Annotated in this window: 28 protein-coding genes; 8 read left to right on the forward strand and 20 right to left on the reverse strand. The window is 70.5% G+C overall.

The window, feature by feature from the left end:
• Nucleotides 1-31: 31 nt before the first annotated feature.
• Genes ABD743_RS11860 through ABD743_RS11870 form a run of 3 tightly spaced genes read right to left on the reverse strand, consistent with a single transcriptional unit; the run spans nucleotide 32 to nucleotide 2,735 of the window.
• On the reverse strand, nucleotides 32-925 hold the full coding sequence (locus ABD743_RS11860) for an alpha/beta fold hydrolase (protein WP_344721704.1): 894 nt from the start codon (nucleotides 923-925) through the stop codon (nucleotides 32-34).
• Nucleotides 925-1,818 (reverse strand): AurF N-oxygenase family protein, encoded by an 894-nt coding sequence (locus ABD743_RS11865; RefSeq protein WP_344721706.1) that lies wholly within the window; start codon nucleotides 1,816-1,818, stop codon nucleotides 925-927. The genes ABD743_RS11860 and ABD743_RS11865 overlap by 1 nt, the downstream gene beginning before the upstream one ends.
• On the reverse strand, nucleotides 1,815-2,735 hold the full coding sequence (locus ABD743_RS11870; protein ID WP_344721708.1) for an SDR family NAD(P)-dependent oxidoreductase: 921 nt from the start codon (nucleotides 2,733-2,735) through the stop codon (nucleotides 1,815-1,817). The genes ABD743_RS11865 and ABD743_RS11870 overlap by 4 nt, the downstream gene beginning before the upstream one ends.
• 52 nt (nucleotides 2,736-2,787) lie before the next feature.
• On the opposite strand from ABD743_RS11870, the gene ABD743_RS11875 reads away from it, so the two are divergent.
• Together ABD743_RS11875 and ABD743_RS11880 are read left to right on the forward strand one after the other, a co-directional pair.
• Complete coding sequence (locus tag ABD743_RS11875) at nucleotides 2,788-3,492, forward strand: TetR family transcriptional regulator (protein WP_344721710.1); 705 nt, start codon at nucleotides 2,788-2,790, stop codon at nucleotides 3,490-3,492.
• Nucleotides 3,485-3,814 carry a DUF4873 domain-containing protein gene (locus ABD743_RS11880; protein ID WP_344721712.1) on the forward strand — a complete coding sequence of 110 codons (330 nt, stop codon included), beginning with the start codon at nucleotides 3,485-3,487 and terminating at the stop codon, nucleotides 3,812-3,814. Before ABD743_RS11875 ends, ABD743_RS11880 begins: the two co-directional genes overlap by 8 nt.
• A gap of 45 nt (nucleotides 3,815-3,859) precedes the next feature.
• On the opposite strand, the gene ABD743_RS11885 is transcribed toward ABD743_RS11880, so the two are convergent.
• Together ABD743_RS11885 and ABD743_RS11890 are read right to left on the reverse strand one after the other, a co-directional pair.
• Complete coding sequence (locus ABD743_RS11885; RefSeq protein ID WP_241038874.1) at nucleotides 3,860-4,087, reverse strand: DUF3107 domain-containing protein; 228 nt, start codon at nucleotides 4,085-4,087, stop codon at nucleotides 3,860-3,862.
• A gap of 109 nt (nucleotides 4,088-4,196) precedes the next feature.
• Nucleotides 4,197-4,865 (reverse strand): ferritin-like fold-containing protein, encoded by a 669-nt coding sequence (locus ABD743_RS11890; RefSeq protein ID WP_344721714.1) that lies wholly within the window; start codon nucleotides 4,863-4,865, stop codon nucleotides 4,197-4,199.
• A 309-nt stretch (nucleotides 4,866-5,174) separates the two neighbouring features.
• Here ABD743_RS11890 and ABD743_RS11895 point away from each other — a divergent pair, with 309 nt between their 5' ends.
• Together ABD743_RS11895 and ABD743_RS11900 are read left to right on the forward strand one after the other, a co-directional pair.
• Complete coding sequence (locus tag ABD743_RS11895) at nucleotides 5,175-6,947, forward strand: DEAD/DEAH box helicase (protein ID WP_344722155.1); 1,773 nt, start codon at nucleotides 5,175-5,177, stop codon at nucleotides 6,945-6,947.
• Between the two features lie 11 nt (nucleotides 6,948-6,958).
• Complete coding sequence (locus tag ABD743_RS11900; protein WP_344721716.1) at nucleotides 6,959-8,278, forward strand: Rv3212 family protein; 1,320 nt, start codon at nucleotides 6,959-6,961, stop codon at nucleotides 8,276-8,278.
• A 23-nt stretch (nucleotides 8,279-8,301) separates the two neighbouring features.
• Here the strand turns inward: ABD743_RS11900 and ABD743_RS11905 are convergent, their stop codons facing one another.
• The 5 genes from ABD743_RS11905 to ABD743_RS11925 are packed head-to-tail and all read right to left on the reverse strand — an operon-like array spanning nucleotide 8,302 to nucleotide 11,137.
• A complete protein-coding gene (locus ABD743_RS11905) occupies nucleotides 8,302-8,583 on the reverse strand; it encodes a hypothetical protein (protein ID WP_344721718.1) in 282 nt (93 codons plus the stop codon).
• A complete protein-coding gene (locus tag ABD743_RS11910) occupies nucleotides 8,580-9,425 on the reverse strand; it encodes a RecB family exonuclease (RefSeq protein ID WP_344721721.1) in 846 nt (281 codons plus the stop codon). Before ABD743_RS11910 ends, ABD743_RS11905 begins: the two co-directional genes overlap by 4 nt.
• A gap of 35 nt (nucleotides 9,426-9,460) precedes the next feature.
• Complete coding sequence (locus ABD743_RS11915) at nucleotides 9,461-10,333, reverse strand: PHP domain-containing protein (RefSeq protein WP_344721723.1); 873 nt, start codon at nucleotides 10,331-10,333, stop codon at nucleotides 9,461-9,463.
• 20 nt (nucleotides 10,334-10,353) lie between these two features.
• On the reverse strand, nucleotides 10,354-10,893 hold the full coding sequence (locus ABD743_RS11920; protein WP_344721725.1) for a PH domain-containing protein: 540 nt from the start codon (nucleotides 10,891-10,893) through the stop codon (nucleotides 10,354-10,356).
• Between the two features lie 4 nt (nucleotides 10,894-10,897).
• Entirely contained in the window at nucleotides 10,898-11,137 is a 240-nt protein-coding gene (locus ABD743_RS11925) for a hypothetical protein (RefSeq protein ID WP_344721727.1), read from the reverse strand.
• Nucleotides 11,138-11,160: 23 nt separating this feature from the next.
• Here ABD743_RS11925 and ABD743_RS11930 point away from each other — a divergent pair, with 23 nt between their 5' ends.
• Nucleotides 11,161-11,556: an NUDIX hydrolase gene (locus ABD743_RS11930; RefSeq protein WP_344721729.1), complete on the forward strand. Its 396-nt coding sequence runs from the start codon at nucleotides 11,161-11,163 to the stop codon at nucleotides 11,554-11,556.
• Nucleotides 11,557-11,571: 15 nt separating this feature from the next.
• On the opposite strand, the gene ABD743_RS11935 is transcribed toward ABD743_RS11930, so the two are convergent.
• Complete coding sequence (locus tag ABD743_RS11935) at nucleotides 11,572-12,075, reverse strand: MaoC family dehydratase (protein WP_344721731.1); 504 nt, start codon at nucleotides 12,073-12,075, stop codon at nucleotides 11,572-11,574.
• Between the two features lie 276 nt (nucleotides 12,076-12,351).
• Between ABD743_RS11935 and corA the strand changes: the two genes are divergently transcribed.
• Together corA and ABD743_RS11945 are read left to right on the forward strand one after the other, a co-directional pair.
• Entirely contained in the window at nucleotides 12,352-13,446 is a 1,095-nt protein-coding gene (gene corA / locus ABD743_RS11940; RefSeq protein WP_379659229.1) for a magnesium/cobalt transporter CorA, read from the forward strand.
• Nucleotides 13,447-13,523: 77 nt separating this feature from the next.
• Nucleotides 13,524-14,516 carry a Rieske (2Fe-2S) protein gene (locus tag ABD743_RS11945; RefSeq protein ID WP_344721733.1) on the forward strand — a complete coding sequence of 331 codons (993 nt, stop codon included), beginning with the start codon at nucleotides 13,524-13,526 and terminating at the stop codon, nucleotides 14,514-14,516.
• Nucleotides 14,517-14,520: 4 nt separating this feature from the next.
• Here ABD743_RS11945 and ABD743_RS11950 read toward each other — a convergent pair whose 3' ends face one another.
• From ABD743_RS11950 to ABD743_RS11960, 3 genes are all read right to left on the reverse strand, one after another.
• A complete protein-coding gene (locus tag ABD743_RS11950) occupies nucleotides 14,521-16,131 on the reverse strand; it encodes an AMP-binding protein (RefSeq protein ID WP_344721735.1) in 1,611 nt (536 codons plus the stop codon).
• A 271-nt stretch (nucleotides 16,132-16,402) separates the two neighbouring features.
• A complete protein-coding gene (locus ABD743_RS11955; RefSeq protein ID WP_344721737.1) occupies nucleotides 16,403-17,395 on the reverse strand; it encodes a DMT family transporter in 993 nt (330 codons plus the stop codon).
• A gap of 235 nt (nucleotides 17,396-17,630) precedes the next feature.
• A complete protein-coding gene (locus ABD743_RS11960) occupies nucleotides 17,631-18,488 on the reverse strand; it encodes a class I SAM-dependent methyltransferase (RefSeq protein ID WP_379659230.1) in 858 nt (285 codons plus the stop codon).
• Between the two features lie 119 nt (nucleotides 18,489-18,607).
• Here ABD743_RS11960 and ABD743_RS11965 point away from each other — a divergent pair, with 119 nt between their 5' ends.
• Entirely contained in the window at nucleotides 18,608-19,450 is an 843-nt protein-coding gene (locus tag ABD743_RS11965; protein WP_344721741.1) for a ParB N-terminal domain-containing protein, read from the forward strand.
• Nucleotides 19,451-19,480: 30 nt separating this feature from the next.
• On the opposite strand, the gene ABD743_RS11970 is transcribed toward ABD743_RS11965, so the two are convergent.
• The 6 genes from ABD743_RS11970 to ABD743_RS11995 all read right to left on the reverse strand — a co-directional run bounded on the left by ABD743_RS11970 (nucleotide 19,481) and on the right by ABD743_RS11995 (nucleotide 25,968).
• Nucleotides 19,481-20,725, reverse strand: coding sequence for an ABC transporter ATP-binding protein (locus ABD743_RS11970; protein ID WP_344721743.1), 1,245 nt, complete (start codon nucleotides 20,723-20,725; stop codon nucleotides 19,481-19,483).
• 6 nt (nucleotides 20,726-20,731) lie between these two features.
• Complete coding sequence (locus tag ABD743_RS11975; protein ID WP_241038858.1) at nucleotides 20,732-21,574, reverse strand: carbohydrate ABC transporter permease; 843 nt, start codon at nucleotides 21,572-21,574, stop codon at nucleotides 20,732-20,734.
• A 2-nt stretch (nucleotides 21,575-21,576) separates the two neighbouring features.
• Nucleotides 21,577-22,539 carry a carbohydrate ABC transporter permease gene (locus ABD743_RS11980; RefSeq protein WP_344721745.1) on the reverse strand — a complete coding sequence of 321 codons (963 nt, stop codon included), beginning with the start codon at nucleotides 22,537-22,539 and terminating at the stop codon, nucleotides 21,577-21,579.
• Nucleotides 22,536-23,894: an ABC transporter substrate-binding protein gene (locus ABD743_RS11985; RefSeq protein WP_344721747.1), complete on the reverse strand. Its 1,359-nt coding sequence runs from the start codon at nucleotides 23,892-23,894 to the stop codon at nucleotides 22,536-22,538. The genes ABD743_RS11980 and ABD743_RS11985 overlap by 4 nt, the downstream gene beginning before the upstream one ends.
• Before the next feature lie 158 nt (nucleotides 23,895-24,052).
• Nucleotides 24,053-24,571 carry a general stress protein gene (locus ABD743_RS11990; protein ID WP_241038855.1) on the reverse strand — a complete coding sequence of 173 codons (519 nt, stop codon included), beginning with the start codon at nucleotides 24,569-24,571 and terminating at the stop codon, nucleotides 24,053-24,055.
• Nucleotides 24,572-24,762: 191 nt separating this feature from the next.
• Nucleotides 24,763-25,968 carry an acyl-CoA dehydrogenase family protein gene (locus tag ABD743_RS11995; protein WP_344721749.1) on the reverse strand — a complete coding sequence of 402 codons (1,206 nt, stop codon included), beginning with the start codon at nucleotides 25,966-25,968 and terminating at the stop codon, nucleotides 24,763-24,765.
• Nucleotides 25,969-26,083 lie beyond the last annotated feature (115 nt).

Below are 26,083 nucleotides of genomic sequence, written 5' to 3' on the forward strand. Positions count from 1 at the left end.
GCGAACACGCTGGTGAACACGGTGCGACGGCTCAGCGGGTGGCCGGCACCGCCCCTGCCGCCAGTGCCCTGATCCGTCCGGCCACGCCTGCGGCCCGCTCCACGGGAAGCATGTGGCCCGCCTCGGGGAAGATCGTCAGCCCGGCCGAAGGCAGCGCGGACGCTATGCGCCGGGTGGCCGCCACCGGTGTGAGCCGGTCGCGGGACCCCACGAGCACCGCCGTCGGGATCGGCGCGAACGCCTCCAGCGCGGCGTCCCGCTCGTGAGCCTCCAGGGTGGGCCGGAAGCCGGACATCGTGAGTGGACGGCAGGCCGCAATCATCTCGCTGGTGATCCGCCGCGCCTCCGGGCTCGCGTCGGGCCCCAGCAGCAGCCGGCGCAGCGCGGGCGCGAGGAGCCGGCGGTAGCCCAGCCGGGGCCGCGTGCACCACGGGCGTGACGCGTACAGCCGCTCCTCCAGCGGGCGCCACAACGTCCTCGCCGGCGCTGGAATGCCGGGAACACGGCCGGCCAGACCACCGCTGGCGGTGGACACCAGCGCGATCCCGGCAGCGCGTTCCACAATGGACGGATGCCGCTCGGCCAGCGCCATCAGCGTCATACCGCCCATCGAGTGGCCTGCGAGCACCAGCGGGCCGTCCGGTGCGACCGCGGCGATCACGGCGGCGAGGTCGTCGGCGAGCTGCTCGATGGTCATCGAAGCCGGGTCCACAGCCGCGGACCATCCGTGGCCCCGGTGGTCGTAGCGGACGACCCGGACCGGGCCGCGCTCCTGGACCAGCAAGCGGGCAACCGGTCCCCACAGGCGGACGTCCAGCGTCCAACCGTGGGCGAGAACGATGGAGACCGGCGCGTCGGCCGGCCCGTCGAGCTCGACGTTCAGGACCGCGCCGTCGGCTGCCGGTACGGATCGCCGTATGGACATCAGATGAGATGCGCCTTCCGCCAGAGAGCTTCCGTAGGCCCTCCGATGATGCCCTGCTCACGCAGGAACGGCACCAGTTTGCGGGCTGACCAGCGCAGCATCGCCTGATGGTGTGGGTTCTGCAGGGCGACTTCGTGCCCGGCGTCCGGGTCGACTCCCACGGACCGGAAGACGTCGCGGTGGACGAGGTTGCGGGCGACGACGAACGCGACGCGGGCGGAGAGGTAACGGGCAAGGGCGCGCTGCGGGGCGTTCGTATGCGGCATGATCCGCATGAGCTCCTCACGGGCGTAGCGCACGTGCCGCGCCTCCTCCGTCACATGGATCTTGTTGACCATCCGGGTCAGCGGCTGCACCGTGTCGTCGCGCATGGCCTCGCGTTGCAGCTGGTCGAGGATCTCTTCGACGAACAACGTGCCGGCGAACATCGCGGGCCCCGTGGCGACCGTCTTGAACAGCCTGCCGAGCTCGTGGGTGAGGCGGCGGGGCGCGTAGTCGGGCACGCCGTAGCGCTCGGCCATCTTCGCGAACATCACGGAGTGCCTGCACTCGTCGGCGATCTCGACGAGCGCGTACTGGATGTGCCGGCGGCGCGGGTCGCGGTCGTAGGAGTACCGCAGGAGCATCTGCATGAGGATCATCTCGAACCAGATGCCGATGCGGGCGATGCTGCACAGCTCGTGTACCGAGAGGGTGCGTCGCTGCTCCTCGCTGAGGCCGTCCCACAGCTCGGTGCCGTAGAGCGACACGCGGTGCGGCGGGATGCCCCACGCTCCGTCGACGAGCGGGGCATCCCAGTCGATGTCGATGCCCGGCTCGTACGAGTGGTCCAGTGACGAGCGGAGCAACCGCTCGGCGGTGGCCTCCCGGTCGCTGCGGGCTTTCACGTTCACGACGCGCTCCTCTCGGTGGCCGGGGCGGTGGTGTCGGTGCTGGTGGCGGGAACGTTCACGCGGCCGGTCAGTCTGCGCACGAGGCCCGCGGCGGCCGGTGAGCTGTCGAAGTGGCCCGCGGCGGCACGCCTGCGGATGCGCCGGGCGACGGCGGACCCGAGGAGGCCCGGCAGGTGCCGCCCCACCCACAGCTCGACGGCCCCACCGGGGGTGCATGCGGTCTCCCGGCGCGGCCTGGCCGCGGTGAGCGCCCGCAGCACGGTGGCCACGACGTCCTCGACCTCTTCGCGGCGCACCTGACCCTCCAGCGCCAGGCCGACCTGCCTGCCCGCGTCGTGGATCGGGGTGCGGACGTAGCCGGGGCAGACGGTGGTGACGTGCAGGTCGGTGCCGTACTCGAGCCGCAGCGCGTCGGCGTAGGCCGTCATCCCCCGCTTGGCCACGCTGTAGGCGGACACGAACGGCAGCGTCAGGTAGGCCAGCTCGCTGGCGACGAAGACGACCCGGCCCTTGCGGCCGCCACGTGTGGCGCGCCCGTCGAGCAGAGCGGGCAGCGCGGCCGCGGTGACGCGCCAGGCGCCGAGCAGGTTGACGTCGATCACCCGGAGGGCGTCGGGGACGAGGGACGCGCCCGCGTCGTTCGGTGTGCCGATGCCGGCGAAGTGCACCACGGCGTCGAGGCCGCCGAGTCGTTGCGCGGCCTCTGCGACGGCTCGCGAGACAGCGGCGTCGTCGGTGATGTCGCAGGCGATGGTGTGCTCGTCGCCGATCACGTCGAGCCCGACGACCTGCACGCCCCGCTCGCGCAATCGGGCGACCGCCGGGGAGGCCAGGCCCCCCGCGGCACCGGTGACGATCACCCGGTTGCCTGCGCCGATACCCGGCCCCGTGCTCGCTGACGTCCCGGTAGCGGCCATCGTGCCCCCTCGACGGTTGCTGTTACCGGCGGTAACTGTTACCACTGGTACGGTGCCTCGCGACGAGCCCGCTGTCAAGCGCGCACCCCGGCCGGACCGGCAGCTGCGCCGTGCCGAACGACGTGCGGAGATGGTCGCGGCGGCGATCGACGCCGTCCGCACGCTCGGCCCCGGCGTCTCCGTAGCCGAGATCGCCGCACAGGCCGGAATCACGAAACCCGTGCTCTACCGGCACTTCACCGATCGTGCCGACCTACAGCGCGCCGTCGGCCAGGAGGCGGCCGCGCGCCTGATGGCACGGATGGCCCCGGAGCTGGACCCGGAGCGCGAGCCCGTCGAGCTCATCCGCGGGGTCGTCGACGCGTTCCTCGCCGGCATCGAGGACGAGCCCGAGCTCTGGCGCTTCGTCGTGCATCACCCGATCGAACGGGCACCGGGCGCCGAGGTCGTCGACGACGCGCGTGAACAGATCGCGCGGATGCTGACCGCGCTCCTCGGGGAGCGGCTGCGCGGCCTCGGCCTGGATTCCGGTGGGGCGGAGGCGTGGGCGCAGGGCCTCGTGGGGATGGTGCAGAGCGCAGGGGACTGGTGGCTCGAGCGGCGCACGATGAGCAGGCACGCCCTCACCGACTACCTGACCACCCTGATCTGGGGTGGGGTGTCCGGCGTGCTCGGCGCGGCGTCCGACGCGCCGTCGGCACTTCGGCTGATCCCTCGCGCGAACGACGAACGCGGTCAAGGAGGACGCCGTGGCTGACGATCACGACGAGGGCTACCGCGGGCCCGCGATACTCAGCGTCGACGGGCGCGACCTGCCGGTGCAGGTGGTGCTCGACGCTCGGCACGAGCCGCAGGACGGCCGCCTGCACTGGTTCGGACGGGCCGTGCTCGACGCCGCGGCAGGCCCTGAGCTGCACAGAGCACTCACCACGGCGACGAGCCGCATCGAACTGCGTGTCGGGGACGAGCGCCGGGCGTCAGCCAGGATCGGCGACGTCGATCCGTGGGGTCGCTACCGGGTGACGGGGCTGGGCACTCCCCCGTTTCCGCTCGACGAGCCGCCCCTCGACGAGGACTGACTCGGCCGCGAGCCCGACGTGGAGCACGCGGCCGGTCACGACGGCTCAGCCGATCGCGAAGCCCACGCGCCCGGCGGTGGCGGGCGCGATCTCGACGTAGGCGATCTGTGAGGAGCGCACCAGGTAGCGGCGGCCCTTGTCGTCGACGAGTCGCAGGAGCCCGTCGTCACTCTTCAGCGCATCGTCGACCAGAGCCTGGACCTCGTCCGGCGTCTGGTCGCTGGACACCACGAGCTCGCGCGCGCTCTCCGCGATGCCGATCTTGACCTCCACCGGTTGACCTCCTGGTCACGTTGTCGAACTGGCCTGGCCAAGGCTAGTGCAGCAATCGGGCACGAGCCGCCACGGGCGCTCCGCCCTCGGCGAACGAGGGCGGAGGACGCTAGTTCAGCCCGAGCTTGGCCATGCGCTTGCCGTGGTTGAACTGCAGCCGCCGCAGCAGGGCGGCGAGCCCGGAGAGATCACCGGAGCCGGTGACGATGAACTCGGCGAGCTCGTCGCGTTCGGCGACGATGCTCTGCGCCTGTGTGACGGCCTCCCCGAGCAACCGCCGGCCCCAGAGGGCGAGCCGGTCGTGCACCTGCCTGCTGCTCGCGCACGCCGCCCTGACCTCGCGCTCGGCGAACGCGCTGTGCCCGGTGTCGGCCAGGACCTGCTGCACCAACTCCCCCGTTGGTCCGGGGAGCCAGCCGCCGATCTCGCGGTAGAAGTCGGCCGCGAGCCCGTCGCCGAGGTAGGCCTTCACCAACGACTCGAGCCACGTGCGGGGCGCGGTGGACGCATGGTAGGCGTCCCACTGCGCCACGAAGGGCCGCATGGCGTCCTCGATCGGCACGTCGAGCCCGTGTAGATGCTCCTCGAGCATCCGGAAGTGCCCGATCTCCGCGGCCGCCATGGCCGACAGCGCGGCCCGCCCACTGAGCGTCGGCGCGGTGCGGGCGTCCTCGGCCAACCGGTCGAACGCGGAGAGCTCGCCGTAGGCCAGCACGCCGAGCAGGTCGATCGTCGCCTGGCCCGCTCCGGCGGGTTCCGTCGCCCGCGCAGTCACCATGCGCTGAGCCTAGAGGTCAAGCGACTCCATCGGGCGGTGTACGTCACCGTTACCGGTCGGCGCGCCGGACTGCCCCCCGCGACGGGTACCCGGTAAGATGTCAGCAGCGCAGCGCCCAGATGGGGTGCGCGTCTAGCCGCGGCCCACCGACCGCAGCTCCCATTTCACGGGGAGCAGCAGCGGAGCCGCAACGACCTGGTGCGTGCAGCGCCTCGTCGGTTCTCCCGTCAGTGCGCGCTGTGATCCGCACGGAACAACGCAGCCGACGGTCGATGAGCCGGCCCCGGCTTCTGTGCGCGGAGAGAGGCGATCATCCTGACCGTTCAGAACGACACATCCAGCGAGTCCCCCGAGACCGCAGACAGTTCCACAGAAGCCGCCGCCGTCGACGAGGTCGTCGACGCGCACCCGCTCAGGGCCGGCGCGCCCGTTCGGTCCGACTCCCCCACGTTCGCCGAGCTCGGGGTGCGCCCGGAGATCGTGCGAGCGCTGGCCGAGGCCGGCATCGAGCGCACGTTCGCCATCCAGGAGCTCACGCTTCCGCTCGCGCTGGCAGGCGACGACATCATCGGCCAGGCCCGCACCGGTATGGGCAAGACGCTCGGATTCGGAGTTCCGCTCCTGCAGCGCCTCGTCCCGCCTGCGGAGCAGCCCGCGGCCGACGCCGACGGAGAGGCCGCCGACCGCACGAAGGACGTGCCCCAAGCGCTTGTCGTGGTGCCGACGCGCGAGCTGTGCGTCCAGGTCGCCAAGGACATCGCCGACGCCGGCAAGCACCTCGGAGTGAGGGTCACCGCGATCTACGGCGGCCGTGCCTATGAGCCGCAGCTGGCCGCCCTGCGCAAGGGCGTCGACGTGGTGGTCGGCACGCCCGGCCGCCTGCTCGACCTGGCCGAACAGCGCCACCTCGTGCTCGGACGCGTGAACGCGCTCGTGCTCGACGAGGCCGACGAGATGCTGGACCTGGGCTTCCTGCCCGACGTCGAGCGCATCATGCGGATGCTGCCCGAGAAGCGGCACACCATGCTGTTCTCCGCCACCATGCCCGGCCCGATCATCGCCCTGTCCAGAGCGTTCCTGAACCGGCCCACGCACATCAGGGCGGAGGAGGCCGACCAGGGTTCCATTCACGAGCGCACACGGCAGTTGGTCTACCGCGCCCACGCGATGGACAAGGTGGAGCTGCTCACGCGCGTGCTCCAGGCCGACGAGCGCGGTCTCACCATGATCTTCGCGCGCACCAAGCGCACGGTGCAGCGCGTGGCCGACGACCTGGCGGAGCGCGGCTTCGCGGCCGCGGCCGTCCACGGCGACCTGGGCCAGGGCGCGCGCGAGCAGGCCCTCCGCGCGTTCCGCTCCGGCAAGGTCGACGTACTGGTGGCCACCGATGTCGCGGCGCGCGGTATCGACGTCTCCGATGTCACCCACGTGGTCAACTACCAGTGCCCGGAGGACTCCAAGACCTACGTGCACCGGATCGGCCGCACCGGTCGCGCAGGCAAGGAGGGCGTGGCGGTCACGCTGGTCGACTGGGACGAGATCCCGCGCTGGAAGCTCATCAGCGACGAGCTTTCTCTCGACATGCCGGAGCCCGTCGAGACCTACTCGACGTCCGACCACCTGTACTCCGACCTCACCATCCCGACCAGTGCCACGGGCCGGCTGCCCCGCTCCAAGCGCACCCGCGCCGGGCTGGACGCCGAGTACGTCGACACCGAGGGCGACCACCAGGGCAGCCGCAAGCGCAACGACCGGTCCCGCAGCCGCGGGCGGTCCGGCCCCGCAGGCGACGGCGTGGTCGAGGCGCCACGGCCGCGCCGCGTCCGCACCCGCAGCAGGTCCGGTGTCACGGTCGGTGGCAGCGCGTCCACCACCGAGGCCGCCACCGAGACCGGCTCCGAGGCCGCCACCGCCACCGAGGCGGCCACCGCCCAGCCGTCCGGCACCGGTCCGGACAACGCTGCCGGTCCACGCAACGAGAACGACCGCCCCCGCCGTCGGCGTCGGCGTGGCGGTGCCCGTCGTCGCGAGAACGCCGACGGCGGCGAGACATCCGCAGCGGACACCGCCGCCGCCAGCTGACCGGCGCCCAGGTGCCTCTCCAGCCCAGGGAGCGGCTGCGGTCACCGCAGCCGCAACGGGTGCGCCTGCCGCCCGAGCGTCGTCGCCGCGGCGACGTCGTGGCGGCGGCGGTGCTGGCGCTGCTGCTCGTCGGCGCCGGAGTCGCCGTGTGGCGCACCAGCGGCGTCGAGGGCACCACCGACGTGCTGGCCGCCACCCCGATCGCGCCTCCGCCACCGGCCATCGGTGTGCCGGCCGGCTTCGCGGAGGCGTGGAAAGCGCCCAGCGGCGCCACCGACCATCCCGTCGTGGCCGGTCCGGCCGTGATCACGGCCGACGGCTCCGAGGTCGTCGGCCGCACGGCGACCACCGGCGCCGAAAGCTGGAGCTACACCCGCAACCGGCGGCTCTGCACGGTCGGTTCCGGGTTCCCCGAGGGCAGCACGGGACGGGTCCTCGCGCTCTACGACAGCAACACGGGCTGGTGCAGCGAGCTCACCGCGCTGAGCCCGGAGACCGGCACACGCATCGGCGCGAGCAACCCCGACCTGAAGCCGGGCACCAGGCTGCTGGCCGACCACACCTACGTGCTCGCCACGGGCACCGACTACCTGGAGGTCTGGCGCAGCGACCTCGTACGCACCCTCGAGTACGGCCACGTCGTCACTCCCGCGCAGCCGGCCCGGCAGCCGCGGCCGGACTGCACCTACGGCTCGGCCGCGGTCGCCTTCGGCCGCATCGGCGTCATCGAACGCTGCCCGGGGGAACCGACCGATCGGCTCACCGTGCTCACCGCCGATGGTCAGGACGGCGCGGAGACGCCGCAGGTGCAGTACTCCATGCCGCTTCCCACCGCCGGAGCGACGCTGGTGGCGCTGTCGGAAGGCCGAGCGGCGGTCGCGCTGCCGGGCCCTCCGCGCCTGCTCCTGCTCGACGCCGCCGGAGTGCAGGTCGGTCTGATCCCCCTCGCCGTCCCGGACACGGACCTCACGGCCGACGCCACCGCCCCGACCGCGACGATCGGCACCGCCCAAGGCACCACCAACGGCACGGACGGGCAGGACGACCGCATCTACTGGTGGACAGGCTCCCGCACGATCGCCCTGAACAGCGACCTGACCCCGTTGTGGACGGTCGACGGCACGCTCGGGCCCGCCCAGCCCTACGGGGGCGGCCTCCTCGTGCCCTCCCCGGCCGGGCTTCTGGTGCTCGACGCCGCAAGTGGCACGGTACTGCGCACGATTCCTGTGAGCCGCTCCGATCGAGCGGCACCCGTCCGGCTCTCCACCGCAGGCGAGATGCTGATCGAGCAACGCGGCACCGAGGTCGTCGCCCTGCGCCCCACCGGGTGACCTGCTCCGACGACGAGCGACGGTCAGGCGAGCCACTCGACGGTCAGCAGCACCGCGGCGATCACGATCACCGCGCAGGCGGCGAGCACACCTCCCATGTCCCGGTGACGGTCCGCATACCGCTGGGCGAGCACGGCGCCGACGGCCGCAACGGCGTGCCATACGAGCGTCTGTGCGCCGGGCCCCAACGACCCGGCCCGATCCGCGACGTACCAGGCGACCCCCAGCGCCACCGCCAGGACGACGAGCCCGCCGGCGAGCAGGCCGGACAGCCCGCGCAGCAGCCGCCCGGCGCGGGTGCTCACGGCGCGAGGAGAGCCCATGGCTCCGGCTCCGTAGCGGCGGCCCGGCCCTCGGGGCAGTTGCGTCGCATGTCGCACGTGCCGCACCGGGGCGCCGGGCGGGGCGGGAAGAGCGCCTCGGCATCGCCGCCGGCGGAAAGCTCGTCGGTGGCCGCGGCGAGCTCTCCCGCCGTCGCCTCGGCCTGCCGGACGTGCTCGCCGAGTGAGGCGGGATCGTGCCGCCAGGTCAGCACTTCGCCGCTGGGCAGATGGTGCAGTTCCACCTGAGTGCACGGGCTGCGCAAGGTGCGCTCGGTGGCGACGGCGTAGAGCGCGAGCGCCTGGGAGGACCTGGCCTCCTCGTCGGTGGGGGTGCGCCGCCCCGTCTTGTAGTCGACGACCACCAACTCCGCTCCGCGACGGTCGATGCGGTCGACCCGCCCCTCGGCGACGATCTTGTCGGTCGCGACCGACACCCACTGCTCCAACCCGACCGGGGCACCGTCCGGGTCCGATCCGTGCCGGACGGCGTAGTCGGCAACCCAGTCCCTGGCCCGGCCGCGGTACTCCGCGGCCTGGGCGGCGTCGCGGAAGCCCTCGCTCGTCCAGTGGCGGCCGACCAGCGCCGCCGCCACCCGCGGCGTGCGCTCCGCTGCCGGCAGCGCGAACAGCGCCCGCAACGCGAGGTGCACGACTGCGCCCAGCGTGTTGTTCGCCCACGCGCCGCCCCGGGGCGGGGCCGGGCGGTCGAGATAGGTCATCCGGTACCGACGGGGGCAGTCGCGCCAGGTGGCCAGGCGCGACGGCGTCACCCGCACGAGCCGGGTGGCCGCGAAGTCGAACCCGAGCTGCACACCGCCGTTCACGCCGAGCACCGTAAACCTCTCCTCGCCCAGCGTGGTCAGCCGGTGAGGATCTCGGCCCCCGTGGCCCTGGAGATCAGCGCCGCGTAGGCGTCCTCGCCGGTGGTCTCGGCGCCGATCGGGATGGTCTTGTTGGTGCCGTGGTAGTCGCTGGAGCCGGTGGGCACGAGCCCGGTGTCCGCGGCGAGGCCGCGTAGGAGGTCGCGGTCCTCGCCCACGTGGTCGGGATGATCCACCTCGACGCCGGTGAGCCCGACCGCCGACAGCTCGACGAGGACCGATGGCTCCACCACCCGTCCGCGCTTGCGGGCCAGTGGGTGCGCGAACACCGTGACGCCACCCGCGGCTCGCACCATCTCGATCGCGGTACGGATCGGGGTGTCGGCCTTGGGCGCGTAGTAGGGGCTTCCGTTGTAGAGCAGCGTCGCGAACGCCTCGTTCACCGACTCCACCACGCCGGCCGTCACGAGTGCGCGCGCCAGGTGCGGCCGTCCGGCGCTGGCACCGGTAGGCAGCAGCGCGAACACCGTCTCGACGTCGACCGGGTAGCCGTCGGCGGCCATCTTCTCGATCATCTTGTGGAGCCGCTCGACGCGCTCCGCCCGCAGCCTGGTCTGCTCGGCGACGATCGCGGGGTGCTCCGGGTCGAAGAGGTAGCCGAGGAGGTGCACCGACACGTCACGGTCGCCCCGGCCCGTTGGGCTGATGCACGAGAATTCTGCGCCGCGTACCAGAGTCAATCCGTTGGGTAGGGCGCCTGCCGCCTCCGCCCAGCCCCCGGTGGTGTCGTGGTCGGTGATCGCCATGACGTCGACACCCCCGGCCACCGCGGCCGTGACGAGCCCCGCAGGGCTGTCCGTGCCGTCGGAGGCGGTCGAGTGGGTGTGCAGGTCGATGCGAAGGCTGGCCACGCCCGAGGCTAACCCGCTGGCTACCGCCGCCAGCCCCGCGGTCGGGACAGCATGCCCGTGGCCCGCGTCTTGCCCTTCTCGCCGAACACCAGCTCGGAGAGCGCCTCGTAGACCTCCTCGGGGCGGGGCATGTAGTCGATGCGGTTGAGCGCCTGGATCTGACCGGCGGACTCGACGATCAGGGTGCCGTAGCCCATGATCCGGCCACCGAGCGAGCGCTCGAAGGTGAGGTCGGTGACCTTGCCGAGCGGCATCATGCCGACGCTGTGCACGACGATGCCCTGGGCGAGCATCACGCGCTTGTCGGTGATCACGATGCGCTCGATCCACCACAGGATGGTGAGCACCGTGAACCGCAGCACCGCCACGAGTGCCAGGTAGAACGTCAGGTTGTCGATGAGCACGCTGTCAGGCAGGAAGCGCTCCAGCACCACCATCGCGACGAGGAACAGGGCGGTCTGGGCGACGGGCTTCCACATGAAGGCCCAGTGCTGCCGCACACGGATGACCCGACGCTCGGTCGGGAGCAGGTACTCGTCGATCTCACGGGGGGCCAGCATCGGACTACTGGACGAGCTGGTTGAAGAAGCGGATTACGGACTCGGCTCCGTTACGGAGGGTGGTGCCGATGCTCTCTAGCGAACCGGCAGCGCTATCCGGCTGGGTGAAGATATAGAAGACGACCAACGCGATCACCAGGAACCCGACGATCTTCTTGAGGTTCACCACACCCACCGTTCTGGCGTAGAAGGACCGGTTGCCACTGATTTGTACCGCACCCGCGTGTCCCAGGGTATCCGGCACGCGGGGCCGTATGGTCGATGGCGATGACCCGAGAAGGTGAACAAATCCCCTGTGTGGGGGGCTTGACTTTCGACGCCGATGGCAGACTGCTGCTGATCCAGCGGCGTAACGAGCCAGGTCGAGGGCTGTGGTCCCTCCCTGGTGGCCGGGTCGAGCCCGGAGAGGATGACGCCACCGCGCTCGTGCGGGAGATGGCCGAGGAGACCGGGCTCGTGGTGTGTCCAGGAACACTCGTCGGCCGCGTGCAGCGAGGGCGCTACTCCATCGCCGACTACCACTGCACCGTGGTCGGCGGTGAGCTACGGGCCGGGGACGACGCGCTCGACGCCCGATGGTGCGACGCCGCGGCGTTCGCCGAACTGCCGCTCGCCGAGCTCCTCATGGAGACACTGTCCGAATGGGGAGTTCTACCCCGCTGACTTTCCTGCCGGCGCTCAGGTCTGCGGCTCCGGCCGGCCCGGCTGCTCCCCGCCGCGCGCCTCGCCGTAGGAGCGCTTCGGCACCATCACCTTGCGCCGGAACGTGCAGACGACCGTGCCGTCCTGCTTGTAACCCCTGGTCTCGACGTGCACGACGCCGCGATCGTCCTTCGACCGCGACTCCGTCTTGCCCAGCACCTCGGTCTCGCCGTAGATCGTGTCGCCGTGGAACGTCGGGCGGGTGTGCTTGAGCGACTCCACCTCGAGGTTGGCGATCGCCTTGCCTGAGACGTCGGGCACCGACATGCCCAGCAGCAGCGAGTAGATGTAGTTGCCGACCACGACGTTGCGCTTGAACTCCGTGGTCTCCTCGGCGTAGTTCGCGTCGAGGTGCAGCGGGTGGTGGTTCATCGTCAGGAGGCAGAAAAGGTGGTCGTCGTACTCGGTGACCGTCTTGCCCGGCCAGTGCTTGTACACGGCCCCGACCTCGAACTCCTCGTAGTACCGACCGAACTGCAACGCCGCCGCCTCCGTCGTCGATATCAGGACGGGAGTAATCTAGCCGTACGGCCAGCCGCGAGCCCCCCAGTCGACCCAGAGGGTCGAACGCGGACGGTCATCACCACCGGCTAGCAGAGGACCAGGAGGTGAGCGCGGTGCCGACGGCACCCGGTTGTAGTAGTCGCCGCGTTCCCGACATGGCGACCTGCTGACGGTCACCCCGGTCGGGACGCACGCTCCACGCTCGCGCGTACGAGCACTGCACGCGCGTCCCGAACCTCCCGGAGGTACCTCGTGCCGCCCCTGTCCTCGCTCCGGCCCGCCATCCGTGCGGCCGGCCGCCTGTCGTCCGTGAAGGGCAGCGAGTCGTTGCTGCCCAAGTTGCACGTCCCGATCTCGGCGTACGTCGTCGACTGCGCCGTCTATGTCGACGGCAAGCGCCTCCCCGGCCGCTGGACGCACGAACGCGCGCTCGACGAGGTGCGCATGCGTGACAACGCCTTCGTCTGGATCGGCCTGCACGAGCCCGACGAGGAGCAGATCACCGGCATCGCCGACGTCTTCGGCCTGCACGAGCTCGCCGTCGAGGACGCTGTGCACGCCCACCAGCGTCCGAAGCTGGAGCGCTACGACGACATGCTCTTCATGGTGCTCAAGACGGTCTGTTACACGCCGCAGCACTTACCGGAGCACGAGATCGTCGAGACGGGCGAGGTGATGGTCTTCCTCGGGCCCGACTTCGTGATCACGGTGCGCCACGGCGAGCACTCGTCCCTGAGCGACGTGCGGGCCCAGCTGGAGACCGATCCCGAGCAGCTGGCGCTCGGGCCCGCTGCGGTGCTGCACGCGATCGCCGACCATATCGTCGATGCCTACCTCGAGGTCACGGAGGCGATCGAGACCGACATAGAGGAGCTCGAGACCGAGGTCTTCGAACCCCGGTCGGCGGTCGACTCCGAGCAGATCTACGTCATGAAGCGCGAGGTGCTCGAGCTGCGACGCGCCGTCGTGCCGCTGGGGGCGCCGGTGCGGAAGCTGACCGAGGGCTACAGCTCACTCGTGCCGCACGACGTGCGGTCCTACTTCCGTGATGTCGACGACCACATGGTCACGGTCACGGAGCGGATCGCGGGCTTCAACGAGCTGCTCACCACGCTCGTCGACGCGGCGCTGGCGAAGATCACCATGCGGCAGAACAACGACATGCGCAAGATCACCGCCTACGCCGCCATGATCTCGGTGCCCACGATGATCGCCGGCATCTACGGGATGAACTTCGAGTTCATGCCCGAGCTGCACTGGCGCTTCGGCTACCCGCTCGTGCTGCTCGTGATCGGCTTCACCTGTCTGGGGCTCTTCCGGGTGTTCCGCCGCAACGAATGGCTGTGAGACCGCCACACACCCACCACTCGACCGGGCCGGGCGATCGACCGGCGGGCTCGGCCTGCCGGTCCTAGCCTGAGGCGGTGAACGAGCACCGTTCCGTCAATCCGCTGCGCCGGCTGCACCGCCCCCCGTGGGCCGAGCAGCGGCCGACGTGGAGCGACGCGGCGCCCGGGCTCATCGCGGCCGCATTGCAGCGGGCGCAACGCCGTTCGCCCGGCGGGTGGTTCGTGCTCGCCGGCAGCCGTGAGATCCGTCCGGGGCGCGCGTTCGGTCGGTTCGTCGCCGGTCGCGAGCTCGTGGCGTGGCGCGACGACGCGGGGGCGCTGCACGTCGGACCGGGAGCCTGCCCGCACCTGGGGGCCCCGCTGTGCGACGCCCCCGTGCACGAGGGGCGGCTCGTCTGCCGCTGGCACGGCCTTGCACTCGGCCCGTCCGGGCGGCCCGGCTGGCGACCCGCACCGGCCCACGACGACGGTGTCCTCGCCTGGGTGCGGCTGGACGACACGCTCGGCGCGGACGAGCGCCCGTCGGACGCGCCCGTGCTCGGCCCCCGTCCCGCCGACCAGGGACTCGCCGCCGTCGCCACCGTGATCGGCCGGTGCGAGCCGGAGGACGTCATCGCCAACCGGCTCGACCCGTGGCACGGGGCCTGGCTCCACCCGTACTCCTTCACGGCGTTGCGCGTGCTCAGCGCACCACCGCTCGACGCTCCGCCTGCCGAGGACCGTTTCCTCGTCGAAGTGACGTTCACAGTGGGCAAGCGCCTCGGTGTTCCGGTGCGCGCGGAGTTCAGCTGCCCCGACGCGCGGACGATCACGATGGAGATCGTCGACGGCGAGGGCGCCGGGAGCGTCGTCGAGACGCACGCGACGCCGCTGCGGCCGGATGCCGACGGGCTCCCCCGTACCGCCGTGATCGAGGCCGTGGTCGCCCACTCCGACCGTCCCGGGTTCGGCCACGCACGCCACGTCGTCGGCGCGCTGCGCCCGCTCATCGCCGTGGCCGCCCGCCGGCTCTGGCGTGACGACATCGCCTATGCCGAACGCCGCTACACGCTGCGGGCGCGCGGCTGATTCGCTACTCGGACCCGCGGGAGGCGGCGCGAAGCGCCTTCCGGAGGATCTTGCCGGCTGCGGACCTCGGGATGAGGTCGACGAACTCGACCGCGCGCACCTTCTTGTAGGGCGCCACACGGTCGGCGACGAAGTTCATCACGTCCTCGGCGAACTTCTCCGGTGGGAGCTGCTCCGTGCACTCCCGGCGGACGACGAACGCCGTGGGCCACTCATCGCCGTCCGGGCCGGGCAGGCCGACCACCGCCGCGTCCGCGATCCCCTCGTGCCTGAGCAGGAGGGCCTCCAGCTCCGCGGGCGCGACCTGATGGCCCTTGTACTTGATGAGCTCCTTGACCCTGTCGACCACGTGGAACACGCCGTCCTCGGAGACAGTCACCACATCCCCCGTGTGCAGGTACCCGTCCGCATCCACCGTGGCCGCCGTGGCCTCGGGATTGTTGCGGTAGCCGCGCATGATGTTCGGGCCACGGCAGATCAGCTCGCCGGGCTCACCCGCGGCGACGTCCGTGCCCGTCATCGTGTCGACGACCCGGGCCTCGATGTTCGGCATCACCACGCCGATGCTCCCGCGGTCGATGTCGGGCCGGTCGAGGGGAATGCCGTGGGTACAGGGACTGGACTCGGTCATGCCGTAGCCCTGCAGGACAGTGACACCCAGCCGGTCGGCGACCGCATCGGCGAGATTCCGGTCGAGTGGCGCGGCGGCCGACACGACGAGGTCGAGACTGCTCAGGTCGTAGGAGTCGACGAGCGGGCTGCGCGCGAGCGCGAGGATGATCGGTGGAACCACGTGAATGTGGTCGATACGGTGCTCGGCGATCGCCTGGAGGAACGTCGCCAGGTCGAACCGCGGCATGGTGACGACGAGGGCACGGTGCTGCAGCGCCTGGTTCATGATCGCGGTGATCCCGTAGATGTGGCACAGCGGCACCACCGCGATCAGACGTGAGTGGGGCCCGACCCGGTCGATCGGATTCGCCTGCAGCAGGTTCACGGCGAGGTTGCGATGGGTGAGTTGCACACCCTTCGGCAGCCCCGTCGTACCGGAGGAGTAGGGCAGGGCGGCGAGATCGTCCGGCACGACCGCCGCGGCGGGACGGCTGGTGTCCGCACCGCCGACCAGCTCGTCGAGCGACGTCTCCGGCACCGCCCCGCCACGCCCGGTCGGTTCGCCGAGCACCACGATCTCGCTCACCTGCACGCCGTCGTGCGCCACGGCCGCCCGTGCCCGGTCCAGTTGCTCGGGCGTGGTGAACAGGATGCGTGCCGCCGAGTCGCGCAACTGGTGGGCGAGCTCGTCGGGCGTGTAGAGCGCGTTGGCCGGGGACGCCACCGCACCCGCCCCGAGCACCCCGTGGAAGGCAGCCGGGAAGTCGGGCGTGTTCGGGGCGAAGATCGCGGCGACGTCGCCTCGTCCCAGTCCCCGCTCACCGAGGGCCGCCGCCACACCCGAGACGGTGCGGGTGAGCTCTCCGAAGGTGTATCCCCGCCCCGTGTCGGCGGCGAGCACCGCCGGGCGGCCGGCGTCCGCGGGGTCGAGCTGACCGAACAGGAACTCCGGGAGTGCGACGTCCGGGATGTCCACATCGGGATACGGGCTGCGGAAGATCACTGCTGCTTCCTCCTGCGATCGAGCCGGTCCGGGTCGTGGCCTCGCCTGCGAACTGGACACAGCAGGAGCCGTGGAGATCGGCCGCGGCCCTCGCTGATGGCGACGCTGGTTTCCAGTGCAGACGAATCCGGCAGCCACAGGTTCGGCGCCGGTTCCGAGGGGGCTGTCCTCCGGGACCCGTGGGTTCCGACCCCTCTGGACAGCCCCCTCGCACCGAGAGTCCTGTAGATAGACCCACGCGTCAATACCCGTGAGCAACACAAAGTGCAGGTCAGAGCGGTGCCAACTCCCTTTGACCGTCCCGCTGTGCGACATCGACCCTTCTCGACGATGCGACGCCGCACCGCTCACGCGCCGCCGGGCTGCGGCTCCGTTCGGTTCCGTTACCCGCTCCGGCCAGCACGACCGCGGCCCCGAGGAGCAGCGCTCCCGCGATACCGGCACCACCCAGCCGCTCACCGAGCAGTACCGCGGCCAGCACAGCAGCGGTCAGTGGTTCCAGCAGAGCCATCAACGCGCCGAGTGCAGCAGGCGCGGTGCGCAGCCCGCGGAAATAGCACGTGTAGGCGACCGCTGTGGGGACGATGCAGAGCGCGACGAGGAGGCCGACGGAACGGGCGTCGGGCACGAACGACAGCCCGGACGTGGCGAGGGTGACCGGGACGAGCAACGCCCCACCGACGGTGAACGCGAGACCGGCGGTGGCCGCATCGTCCAGGTCGGGAACCGGTCGCTCCGCGATGAGCGTCATCACGCTGAAGCCGGCCGCGGCGAGCACCGCGAACGCGGCGGCGATCAGCACGTGGCCTGCGGTCGTCGTGCCGTGGCCGGCGGGCAGCCCGACGAGCATGGCCAGACCCAGCATCGCCAGAACGACCCCCGCGACCTGACGCCGGCCCGCCGAGCGGCGGCGGGCCAGCAGCACCAACACCGGCGACGAGCCGATCGTCACGAGCGTGGCGAGACTGACCGAGGTCAGGGTGACGGCCGTGAAATAGGCGGCCTGGAAGACCGCCACGAGTGCACCGGTGACGGCGATGCGTCGCCAAGCGGCGCGGCGGCGGGGCAGCGGGCGCCCGGTGACCCGCAGGTATCCGACGATCAGCAGCCCCCCGACGCCGAGCCGGTAGGTCGCCACCGCGAACGACGAGAGGCCTGCGGTGTCGGCCAGCATGCGACCGAGCAACCCGCCGGTACCCCAGAGGACCCCGGAGACAACGAGAAAGGACACCCCGGAAACCCGGGTGGTGCGAACGATGGGCATGACTGTGCTGCGCTCCTGCGACAGAGGAAGGAAGGGGTCGCGGAAGCGGGGCCGATCCAGGCGCGCTACCGGCGCGAGGCGCCGGTGGCCGGACGACCGTGGAGCGCACGTCGCCCCGGAGGGGCGAATACCGAGGCGGCCCCGCTAGAAGCGGGGCGGCGGGGTGATCGGGAACATGCGATGCACGAGCGCCACGCTAGCGACGCGAAGCCGCAGGGGCACGCCGATATCGGCCTCAGGTGCCCGTCGTGGGCGTCGTCACCTCGATGCCTGAGGGCGGTGTGGCGGCGTCGGGATCGACCGATGGGGTGGGGGCCGCAGGGGCAGCGGCGTCGTCGATCGCCGTCTCGTCGACGGCGGGCCGCCGTCCGAGGAACGTGTACACGATGTGCTGCTGCCAGCCCGGCACGGTCTGCACCCGCAGGTCCTCGAAACCGGCCGCGGCCAGCCGCTGGGAGAGCGCCGGCACACCGTCGAACTGCATGACGCTGCGCCACAGGTACCGATACAGGTCGGCGGAGCCCGCGCGGATCTTCCCCATCGGGATGATCACGCCCCAGCAGACCGCGGTCCAGACCGCGCGGCTGCGCAGCGAGTCGCGCACCGAGTACTCGTGCACGGCGATCGGCGCGCCCGGCCGCAGCAGTCGATAGAACTGACGCAACGCGGCGTCGCGGTGCACGAGGTTGCGCACCAGGTAGGCCGCCAGGATGCCGTCGTAGGGCCCGATGATCCCGGTCATCGCCAGGTTCTCGACGTTGCCGTGCACGAACTCCACATTGGACGGCCAGGTCTTCGCCCGGGCCTGTGCCAGCATCTCGGCCGACGCGTCCACAGCGGTGATCTGCGCCTCCGGTGCCCCCTCGAGAAGCGCCGCAGTGGATGCGCCGGTGCCGCAGCCCAGATCAAGCAGCCGCAACCCGGCCCCCTGATTCGGAATTCCCATCCGTCTCACCGACATCCGCAGGTGCTCGTGGTAGCCGCGGTTCGCGGCGACGAGCTTGTCGTAGGAGCGGGCATGGGCGTCGAACGAGCGCGGTACACCTCCGCGCTCGACGGGACTCGGCTTCGACGAGGAGGACACACTCAGCATCTTCGTGCATACGGCCCCACCGTGGCCACGACCCGTAGGCTGCCAGCGCGGCCCGGGCACCGGCGACGGTCGACGGCGTCGAGGCCGGGCAGCAGCGACCCCCGCGTGAGGAGGCGTGAATGCCCGCCACCGGCTTCCCCACCGCCGACGCCGAGAACGACTTCCTGCGCGTCCGCCGGAGGCAGGTGCTCTCCCGCCTCGCGGCATGGCTGCGGCGCGAGCCGGACGACGTCAACGAGATCCTGCCCTTCGACGAGGTCGTGGCGGCGTTGGGCCGCACCGGCGAACGCCGGCTCGGTCTGCAGGTCGTGCCCTTGGACGCGATCGTCGGCAGCGTCGACAGGACGCGTGACTTCGATCGCTTGTTCCGGCCGCGCTCGCAGCGCACCCGGGAGCGGTGGGAGCGGCTGGCGCGGGCGCAGCGGCGCGGCGAGGCGATCCCGCCGATCGACGCCTACAAGGTGGGCGAGTTGTACTTCGTGCGCGACGGCCACCACCGCGTCTCGGTGGCCCACGCACTGGGACTGCGGTCGATCGACGCGTTCGTCACCGAGATCACCACGAAGATCGACGCCACCGGGATCTCCCGGCGCGGTGATCTCATCACCAAGGACCTCCGGCGGGTCTTCCTCGACCGGGTTCCCCTGCCCGGCCCGGCGCTCTGCACGATCCTCGTCACGGACGCCTGGTCCTATGCCGAGCTCAGCGAGACCGTCGAGGCGTGGGGCTTCCGGCTGATGCAGCAGGAGGCCCGCTACCTCGACCGCGCGACCGTGGCCCGCCGCTGGTACGCCGACGAGTACCGCCCGGTCGTGCGGATGCTCGAACATGCCGACCTCATCGGCGACCGCACGGAGACGGAGGCGTACCTGCACCTGGCGTGCCAGCGCTACCGCCTGATGCGCACGCACCGCTGGGACGACGACGTGCTCGACCGGCTGCGGGCCGACCCGGGACGGTGACCGGGCCGGCCGCTCCGCCGTGTGGTGGCCTCAGCTCCCGGCGTCCGAGGCGACCGTGCTCTCAGCCGTGGCCGCCGCCGGCTGCGCCGTGGCGGTGCCCGCGGTCAGGTTCTTCCCGCTGGACGGGTCGAAGACCTGGATCTTGCCCGTGTCCACCCACACCTCGGCCTGCTCGCCCTCACGGACGCCGGACGTGGCCGACAGGCGCGTGACCAGCGTGCCGGTGTCGCCGCCAGGCACGTCGGCGGTGCCGGCGTCGGCCGCGAGGTCGGCCAGGTCGTCGGACATCGCCTGCTCGCCCTCGATGCTGAAGTAGGCGAACTTGTCCGAGCCCATGGACTCCAGCACGTCGACCTGGGCGGTGAAGACCGACCCGCGGGCGCGCTGGTGGTCCTCGACCAGCGACGCGTCCTCGAAGTGCTCAGGCCGGATACCGACGATCACCTCGCGCGCCGAGCCGGCGTCCTCGAGGGTGCGGCGCAACTCGTCGCTCAGGACGAGGTCACCCAGCGCGGTGCGGAACGAGCCCTCCTCCAGCTTCGCGGGCAGGAAGTTCATGGCGGGCGAGCCGATGAAGCCCGCGACGAACAGGTTGGCCGGCACGTCGTAGAGCGTCTGCGGCGACCCGACCTGCTGCACCCTCCCACCGCGCATCACGACGATGCGGTCGCCGAGCGTCATGGCCTCGGTCTGGTCGTGCGTGACGTACACGGTGGTGGTCTCCAGCCGCTGCTGGAGCTTGGAGACCATCGTGCGCATCTGCACCCGCAGCTTGGCGTCGAGATTGGACAGTGGCTCGTCCATGAGGAACGCCTTGGGGCTGCGCACGATGGCGCGACCCATCGCCACGCGCTGGCGCTGACCGCCGGACATGTTGGCGGGCTTGCGGTCGAGATGCTGGGTGAGGTCGAGGATCTTCGCGGCCTCCTCGACCTTGCGGTTGATCTCGGCCTTGTCCACCTTGGCGATCTTGAGCGGAAAGCCCATGTTCTCGCGCACGGTCATGTGCGGGTAGAGCGCGTAGGACTGGAAGACCATCGCGATGTCGCGGTCCTTGGGCGCGCGCTCGTTCATCCGCTCGCCACCGATCCGCAGCTCGCCCTCGCTGATGTCCTCCAGCCCGGCGATCATGTTGAGCGCCGTGGACTTCCCGCAGCCGGACGGTCCCACCAGGATGATGAACTCGCCGTCGGCGATCTCGATGTTGATGTCGTCCGCGGCGACCGTGCCGTCGGGATAGCGCTTGGTGATGTGGTCCAGAACGATGTCAGCCACGAGATCTCAGCCCTTCACTGCGCCGGAGGTCAGGCCGGCGACGATGCGCCGCTGGAACAACAGGACGAAGATGATGATCGGAATGGTGAGGAGCACCGCCGCAGCCGCGATCGAGCCCGTCGGCTCGGCGAACTGCGACGCACCGGTGAAGTTCGCGATTGCCACGGTGGCGGTCTGGGACCGCAGCGTCGAGGTCAGCGAGATCGCGAACAGGAAGTCGTTCCAGCAGAAGATGAACACCAGGATCGCCGTGGTGAACACGCCCGGCGCGGCCAGCGGGACGATCACCGACCGGAACGCCTGGAGCGGCGTGGCACCGTCCATCTTGGCGGCCTTCTCGAGCTCCCACGGGATCTCACGGAAGAACGCCGAGAGCGTGTAGATCGCGAGCGGCAGCGCGAACGTGATGTAGGGCAGGATCAGCCCGGGCCAGGTGTCGAAGAGCCCCACCGCACGCTCGATGTCGAACAGCGGTGAGACCAGCGAGATCTGCGGGAACATCGCGATCAACAGCGACACCCCCACCAGCACCTTCTTGCCGGGGAAGTCGAGCCTGGCGATGGCATAGGCCGCCATCGTGCCGATCACCACGGCGAGCACCGTGGCGATGATCGAGATGCCGATCGAGTTCACCAGCGCCCTGGTGAAGATGTCGAGCGAGAAGATCTGCGCGTAGTTGTCCAGAGTCCAGCTGCGCGGGATGAAGTTGCCGTCGGTGATCGTGTCGGTGGTCTTGAACGAGAGGCTCAGGATCCACAGCACCGGGATCAGTGCGTACAGCACGACCACGAAACCCGCGATCCCCCACCAGACCCTCGCGCGCGGATCGCCCGTCGTCGTGGTGGCCATCTCTACCGCCTCCCGCTGGGCTCGGAGCCCGGCGCCGCAGCGCCGAAGAGCTTGATGAACAACAGGGCGATCAGCGCGACGCAGATGAAGATCAGCACACTGATCGCCGATCCGATGCCGAGGTTGAAGGCCTTGAACAGGTTGTCGTAGCCGAGCATCGACACCGATCCGGTGCCGTTCGAGCCCTGGGTGAGGATGTAGATGTTGTCGAACACCCGGAACGCGTCGAGCGTGCGGAAGAGCAACGCCACGAGGATCGCGGGCTTCATCATCGGCAGGATGATCTGCGTCAGCCGCTGCCACGGGCCGGCGCCGTCCACCTGTGCGGCCTTGAGCAGGTCGTCGGGCACGAGCGCCAGGCCTGCGAGCAGCAACAGAGCCATGAACGGGGTGGTCTTCCAGACCTCGGCGAGGATCACGATCGCCAGCGCCGACCCGAACTCGGTGAGCGGCGCGCTGCCGCCGGGGAGCAGAGCCGCCAGGTACCCCTTGTCCGGCGTCCAGGCGAACTGCCAGCTGAACGCCGCCACCACCGTGACGATCCCGTACGGGATCAGGACGACCGTACGTACAAGACCACGAGCGACGAGCGTGCGGTGCATGATCAGCGCGAGTGCGAGCCCCAGCACGAACTCGATCGCCACCGAGACCACCGTGATCAGCATGGTGACGCCGAACGCCTGCCACCAGTAGCCCGACGTGAGCACGGTGACGTAGTTGGAGAGCCCCACGAAGGCCTGCTCGGCGGGGAACCGCAGGTCGTAGCGCTGCAACGACAGCCACAGCGCGTAGCCGATCGGGTAGGCGGCGACCAGCACGATGATGATCACCGCCGGGGCGCACAGCAGCAGCCCGAGGTTCCGCTCCGCGCGCTTGCCCTCCGACAGCTGCGCCTTGGTGGGTTTCTGCGGGCGGCGCGTCTCCTGCTCGGTGGCCGCCGCGAGAGCACCACTCTGGATGGTCATGGCACCAGCCCTTCGGAGTTGGCCGCGCCCTGGACCTTGTCGACGAGCTCCGGCACGGCGGTGGCCGGGTCGATCGCAGCAGGCGGGTTGAGCAGGTCCGAGAGCACGATCGAGATGCTCGTGTAGCCCGGCGTCAGCGGGCGGACGCTCGCGTTGTCGAGCGAGTTCTTGATCGCCTCCCACGCGGGGTACTTGGCCTGGAAGGCGGGGTCGGTGTAGAGATCGGCGAGGGTGGGCGGCACACCGCCGTCCACCGCGTTGCGCAGCTGGTTGTCGCGGTTGCGCAGGCACTGGATGGCCTCGAACGCCAGATCGGGGTGCTCACCGGTGGTGCTGGCGGCGAGGTTGATGCCACCGATCGTGGGCTTGGCCGGTTGGCCGGGGACGACGCTCGGGTAGGGGGCCCAGGCGAACTCGTCGACCACACGGCGGCCGGTGTCGGCAGTGGTGGGCTTGCCCTGTGCGTCGATGAAGGTGCCTCCGCCCCCGCCGTCGGGTGGCGGAGTGTGGATGGAGGCGTAGACGAACGGATAGTTGACCTGGAAGGCGGCCGTGCCTGCTTCCATTGCCAGCCGTCCGTCGTTCTCCTTGTTGACCGACAGCGACGGGTCCGAGCCGGGCGCCGACGCCACCCGCTGCATGATCGACAACGCCTTCTGCGCCGCGTCGCCCTGGCCGAGCAGCACGTTGCCCTCTTCGTCGACGATCTGGCCCCCGGCGCTGGCCAGCAGCGTGTTGAACCAGACCACGAGGCCTTCGTACTGGGCGGCCTGCACCTCGATGTAGGACGGGAGGCCCTGCTGAGCGAGCCGCTCGGAGGCGGCGATCATCTCGTCCCACGTGGCGGGCGGTGTGGGCGAGAGATCCTTGCGGTACCAGAGCACCTGCGTGTTGGTGTTGAGCGGCGCCGCCCACAGTGCGTCCTGGTAAGTGGCCGTCTGCAGCGGCCCCTCCAGCGTGCCCTGCCGTACCTGCGCGGCGACGTCCTCGGGGAGCTTCTCGATCCACCCGGCCGCCGCGAACTCCGCGGTCCAGGTGACGTCGATGCCGACGATGTCGACCTCGGGGTCGCCTGCGACAAGGCGCCGGGCGAGCTGGAGTCGCTGGTCGTCAGCGCCCTTGGCGAGCCCGTTGTAGACGACGGAGTAGCGGCCCCCGGACTGGGCGGTGCAGTCCTGCGCCGCCTCGCCGTACTGCGTGGCGCCGTCGGCAGGACCGTAGAAGTTCAGAACCGGGGGGCCGGTCGTTCCCGAACCGCACCCCGCGACCGCGGCTGCCGCCAGCACAGCGCAGACCCCGGCGATGAGTGGTCGGCGCCGTGATCGTCGCGACTCCGGACGCACCGGATACCGCATTCGTGCTCCCGTCCCGGCCGACGGTCGATGTCGGCCACGTCGCCCAACGTGTGATGCCGGTCACCCTGCGCACCGGATGATCCGAACCTAGGCGCGTGACGCGCAGCCCGCAAACGGGGGACGCGCTCCGAGACGGGAACGATATGTGCCCGCGGAGGTCAGGCGGGCTTGGTGCCCATCGCCAGCTTGGCCAGCAGTTCGCGGGCCTTCTCGGCGTTGCGCGGCTGGCACAGCACGTCGTATCGGCCGGCGACCATCTGGCTGGCCGAGGTGAAGTCGCGGCGTCCCTTCGAGGCGCCGTAGCCGACCGCTGCGAAAACGAGGCCGAACACGATACCGCTGGCCAGACCCACCAGGATCGGCCCGAAGGACGAGCCGCCTGCGGTGAACAGGCTGAGCAGCAGGCCGACGAACAGACCGAACCACGCACCGGACGCGGCGCCGGAGACGAGTACCCGGCCCCAGGTGAGACGCCCGATCACCCGCTCTACGAGCATCAGATCGACACCGACGATGGTGACGTCCCGGACCGGGAAGTCCGCATCGGCGAGATGGTCGACGGCCCGCTGTGCCTCCTCGTACGTGGCGTAGGAACCCACCGGCCATCCGGTGGGCGGGGTCGGCAGATTGGGCAGGCCGGGCGCGGTGCGCGCGGGGCCGCCGAACGGTGTGGTCACGGGGCCTCCTCTAGCTCGATGTCGGGACTCCTGGCGGTCATGGGTCCACAGCATGCCAACGCCAGAACCAGGGACGAAGTGCCCGTTCCCCGGATGATCACACGAAACCGGGGCGGCCGGTGCCCTGGAGTGTCACGACGTGGTCTCGACGACCACCTCAAGTCTCCGCCGACCCTGCCACAACTGCAGAATCAGCGGAGCTTGTACTCCTTCAGCAGCCCCCTGCTGATGATCGTCTTCTGGATCTCCGAGGTGCCCTCGCCGATCAGCAGGAACGGCGCCTCCCGCATGAGCCGCTCGATCTCGTACTCCTTGGAGTACCCGTAACCACCGTGGATGCGGAACGACTCCTGCGTGACCTCCGCGCAGTATTCGCTGGCCAGCAGCTTGGCCATGCCGGATTCGACGTCGAACCGCTCCCCGGAGTCCTTGAGCCGTGCGGCGTTGACCATCATCAGGTGCGCGGCCTCGACCTTCGTGGCCATCTCGGCCAGCTTGAAGGCGATCGCCTGGTGCTCGGCGATCGGCTTGCCGAAGGTGCTGCGCTGTTGCGCGTACTCCACGGCGAGCTCGAAGGCACGGATCGAGATGCCGCACGCGCGGGCCGCGACATTCACCCGTCCGACCTCGACGCCGTCCATCATCTGGGCGAAGCCGCCTCCGCGTTTGCCACCGAGGATCTGGCCTGCTGCCACGCGGTGGCCCTTGAACACCAGTTCGGTGGTGTCCACGCCCTTGTAGCCCATCTTGTCGATCTTGCCCGGCACGATGAGACCGGGAGCGACCTCGCCGTAGCCCTCCGGCTTCTCCACCAGGAAGCAGGTGAGGTTCTGGTGGGGGCGGTCAGCGCCCTCGTCGGTGCGCACGAGCACGGCGGTGAGGTTGGACGTGCCACCGTTGGTGAGCCACATCTTGGCGCCGTCGATGACGAAGTCCGCGTCGTCGCCCGGGCCGTCCGCCACTGCTTTCGTCTTGATCGCCGCAACGTCGGAGCCCAGATCCGGCTCCGACATCGAGAACGACCCGCGCACCTCCCCCGTCGCCATCCGGGGCAGGTAACGCTGCTTCTGCTCGTCGGTGCCGTGGTGGGCGATCATGTGCGCCACGATGAAGTGGGTGTTGATCACCCCGGAGACGCTCATCCACCCGCGGGCGATCTGCTCCACCACCAGCGCATACGTCAGCAGCGACTCACCGAGCCCGCCGAACTCCTCCGGGATCGTGAGCCCGAAAAGGCCCATCTCCTTCATCCCGTCGACGATCTCCTGCGGGTAGGTGTCGTCGTGTTCGAGCGCGGTGGCGTGCGGAATGATCTCCTTGTCCACGAACGTCCTGACGGTGGACAGGATCTCCTGCTGGATCTCGGTGAGACCGGCGGTCTGGGCGAGCCGGGCCATGGCGTTCCTCCTGGCAGGCGTCTCGGGCCACCGGGGATGCAGACGTCCCGGCGCTGGGCTGGTGGTGAAGAAGTATCCCCCTGCATGACATACCGAGCACATGGTCGGGATGTGA

This window comes from Pseudonocardia yunnanensis (genome assembly GCF_039534065.1).
Lineage (GTDB): Bacteria > Actinomycetota > Actinomycetes > Mycobacteriales > Pseudonocardiaceae > Pseudonocardia > Pseudonocardia yunnanensis.

Excerpts from the sequence above, each read along its gene's own strand:
- ABD743_RS11860 (WP_344721704.1), bottom strand. The coding sequence starts at position 925 with ATGTCCATACGGCGATCCGTACCGGCAGCCGACGGCGCGGTCCTGAAC.
- ABD743_RS11870 (WP_344721708.1), bottom strand. The coding sequence starts at position 2,735 with ATGGCCGCTACCGGGACGTCAGCGAGCACGGGGCCGGGTATCGGCGCA.
- ABD743_RS11890 (WP_344721714.1), bottom strand. The coding sequence starts at position 4,865 with ATGGTGACTGCGCGGGCGACGGAACCCGCCGGAGCGGGCCAGGCGACG.
- ABD743_RS11920 (WP_344721725.1), bottom strand. The coding sequence starts at position 10,893 with ATGCTGGCCCCCCGTGAGATCGACGAGTACCTGCTCCCGACCGAGCGT.
- ABD743_RS11930 (WP_344721729.1), top strand. The coding sequence starts at position 11,161 with ATGACCCGAGAAGGTGAACAAATCCCCTGTGTGGGGGGCTTGACTTTC.
- ABD743_RS11955 (WP_344721737.1), bottom strand. The coding sequence starts at position 17,395 with ATGCCCATCGTTCGCACCACCCGGGTTTCCGGGGTGTCCTTTCTCGTT.
- ABD743_RS11960 (WP_379659230.1), bottom strand. The coding sequence starts at position 18,488 with ATGCTGAGTGTGTCCTCCTCGTCGAAGCCGAGTCCCGTCGAGCGCGGA.
- ABD743_RS11965 (WP_344721741.1), top strand. The coding sequence starts at position 18,608 with ATGCCCGCCACCGGCTTCCCCACCGCCGACGCCGAGAACGACTTCCTG.
- ABD743_RS11975 (WP_241038858.1), bottom strand. The coding sequence starts at position 21,574 with ATGGCCACCACGACGACGGGCGATCCGCGCGCGAGGGTCTGGTGGGGG.
- ABD743_RS11980 (WP_344721745.1), bottom strand. The coding sequence starts at position 22,539 with ATGACCATCCAGAGTGGTGCTCTCGCGGCGGCCACCGAGCAGGAGACG.
- ABD743_RS11985 (WP_344721747.1), bottom strand. The coding sequence starts at position 23,894 with ATGCGGTATCCGGTGCGTCCGGAGTCGCGACGATCACGGCGCCGACCA.
- ABD743_RS11995 (WP_344721749.1), bottom strand. The coding sequence starts at position 25,968 with ATGGCCCGGCTCGCCCAGACCGCCGGTCTCACCGAGATCCAGCAGGAG.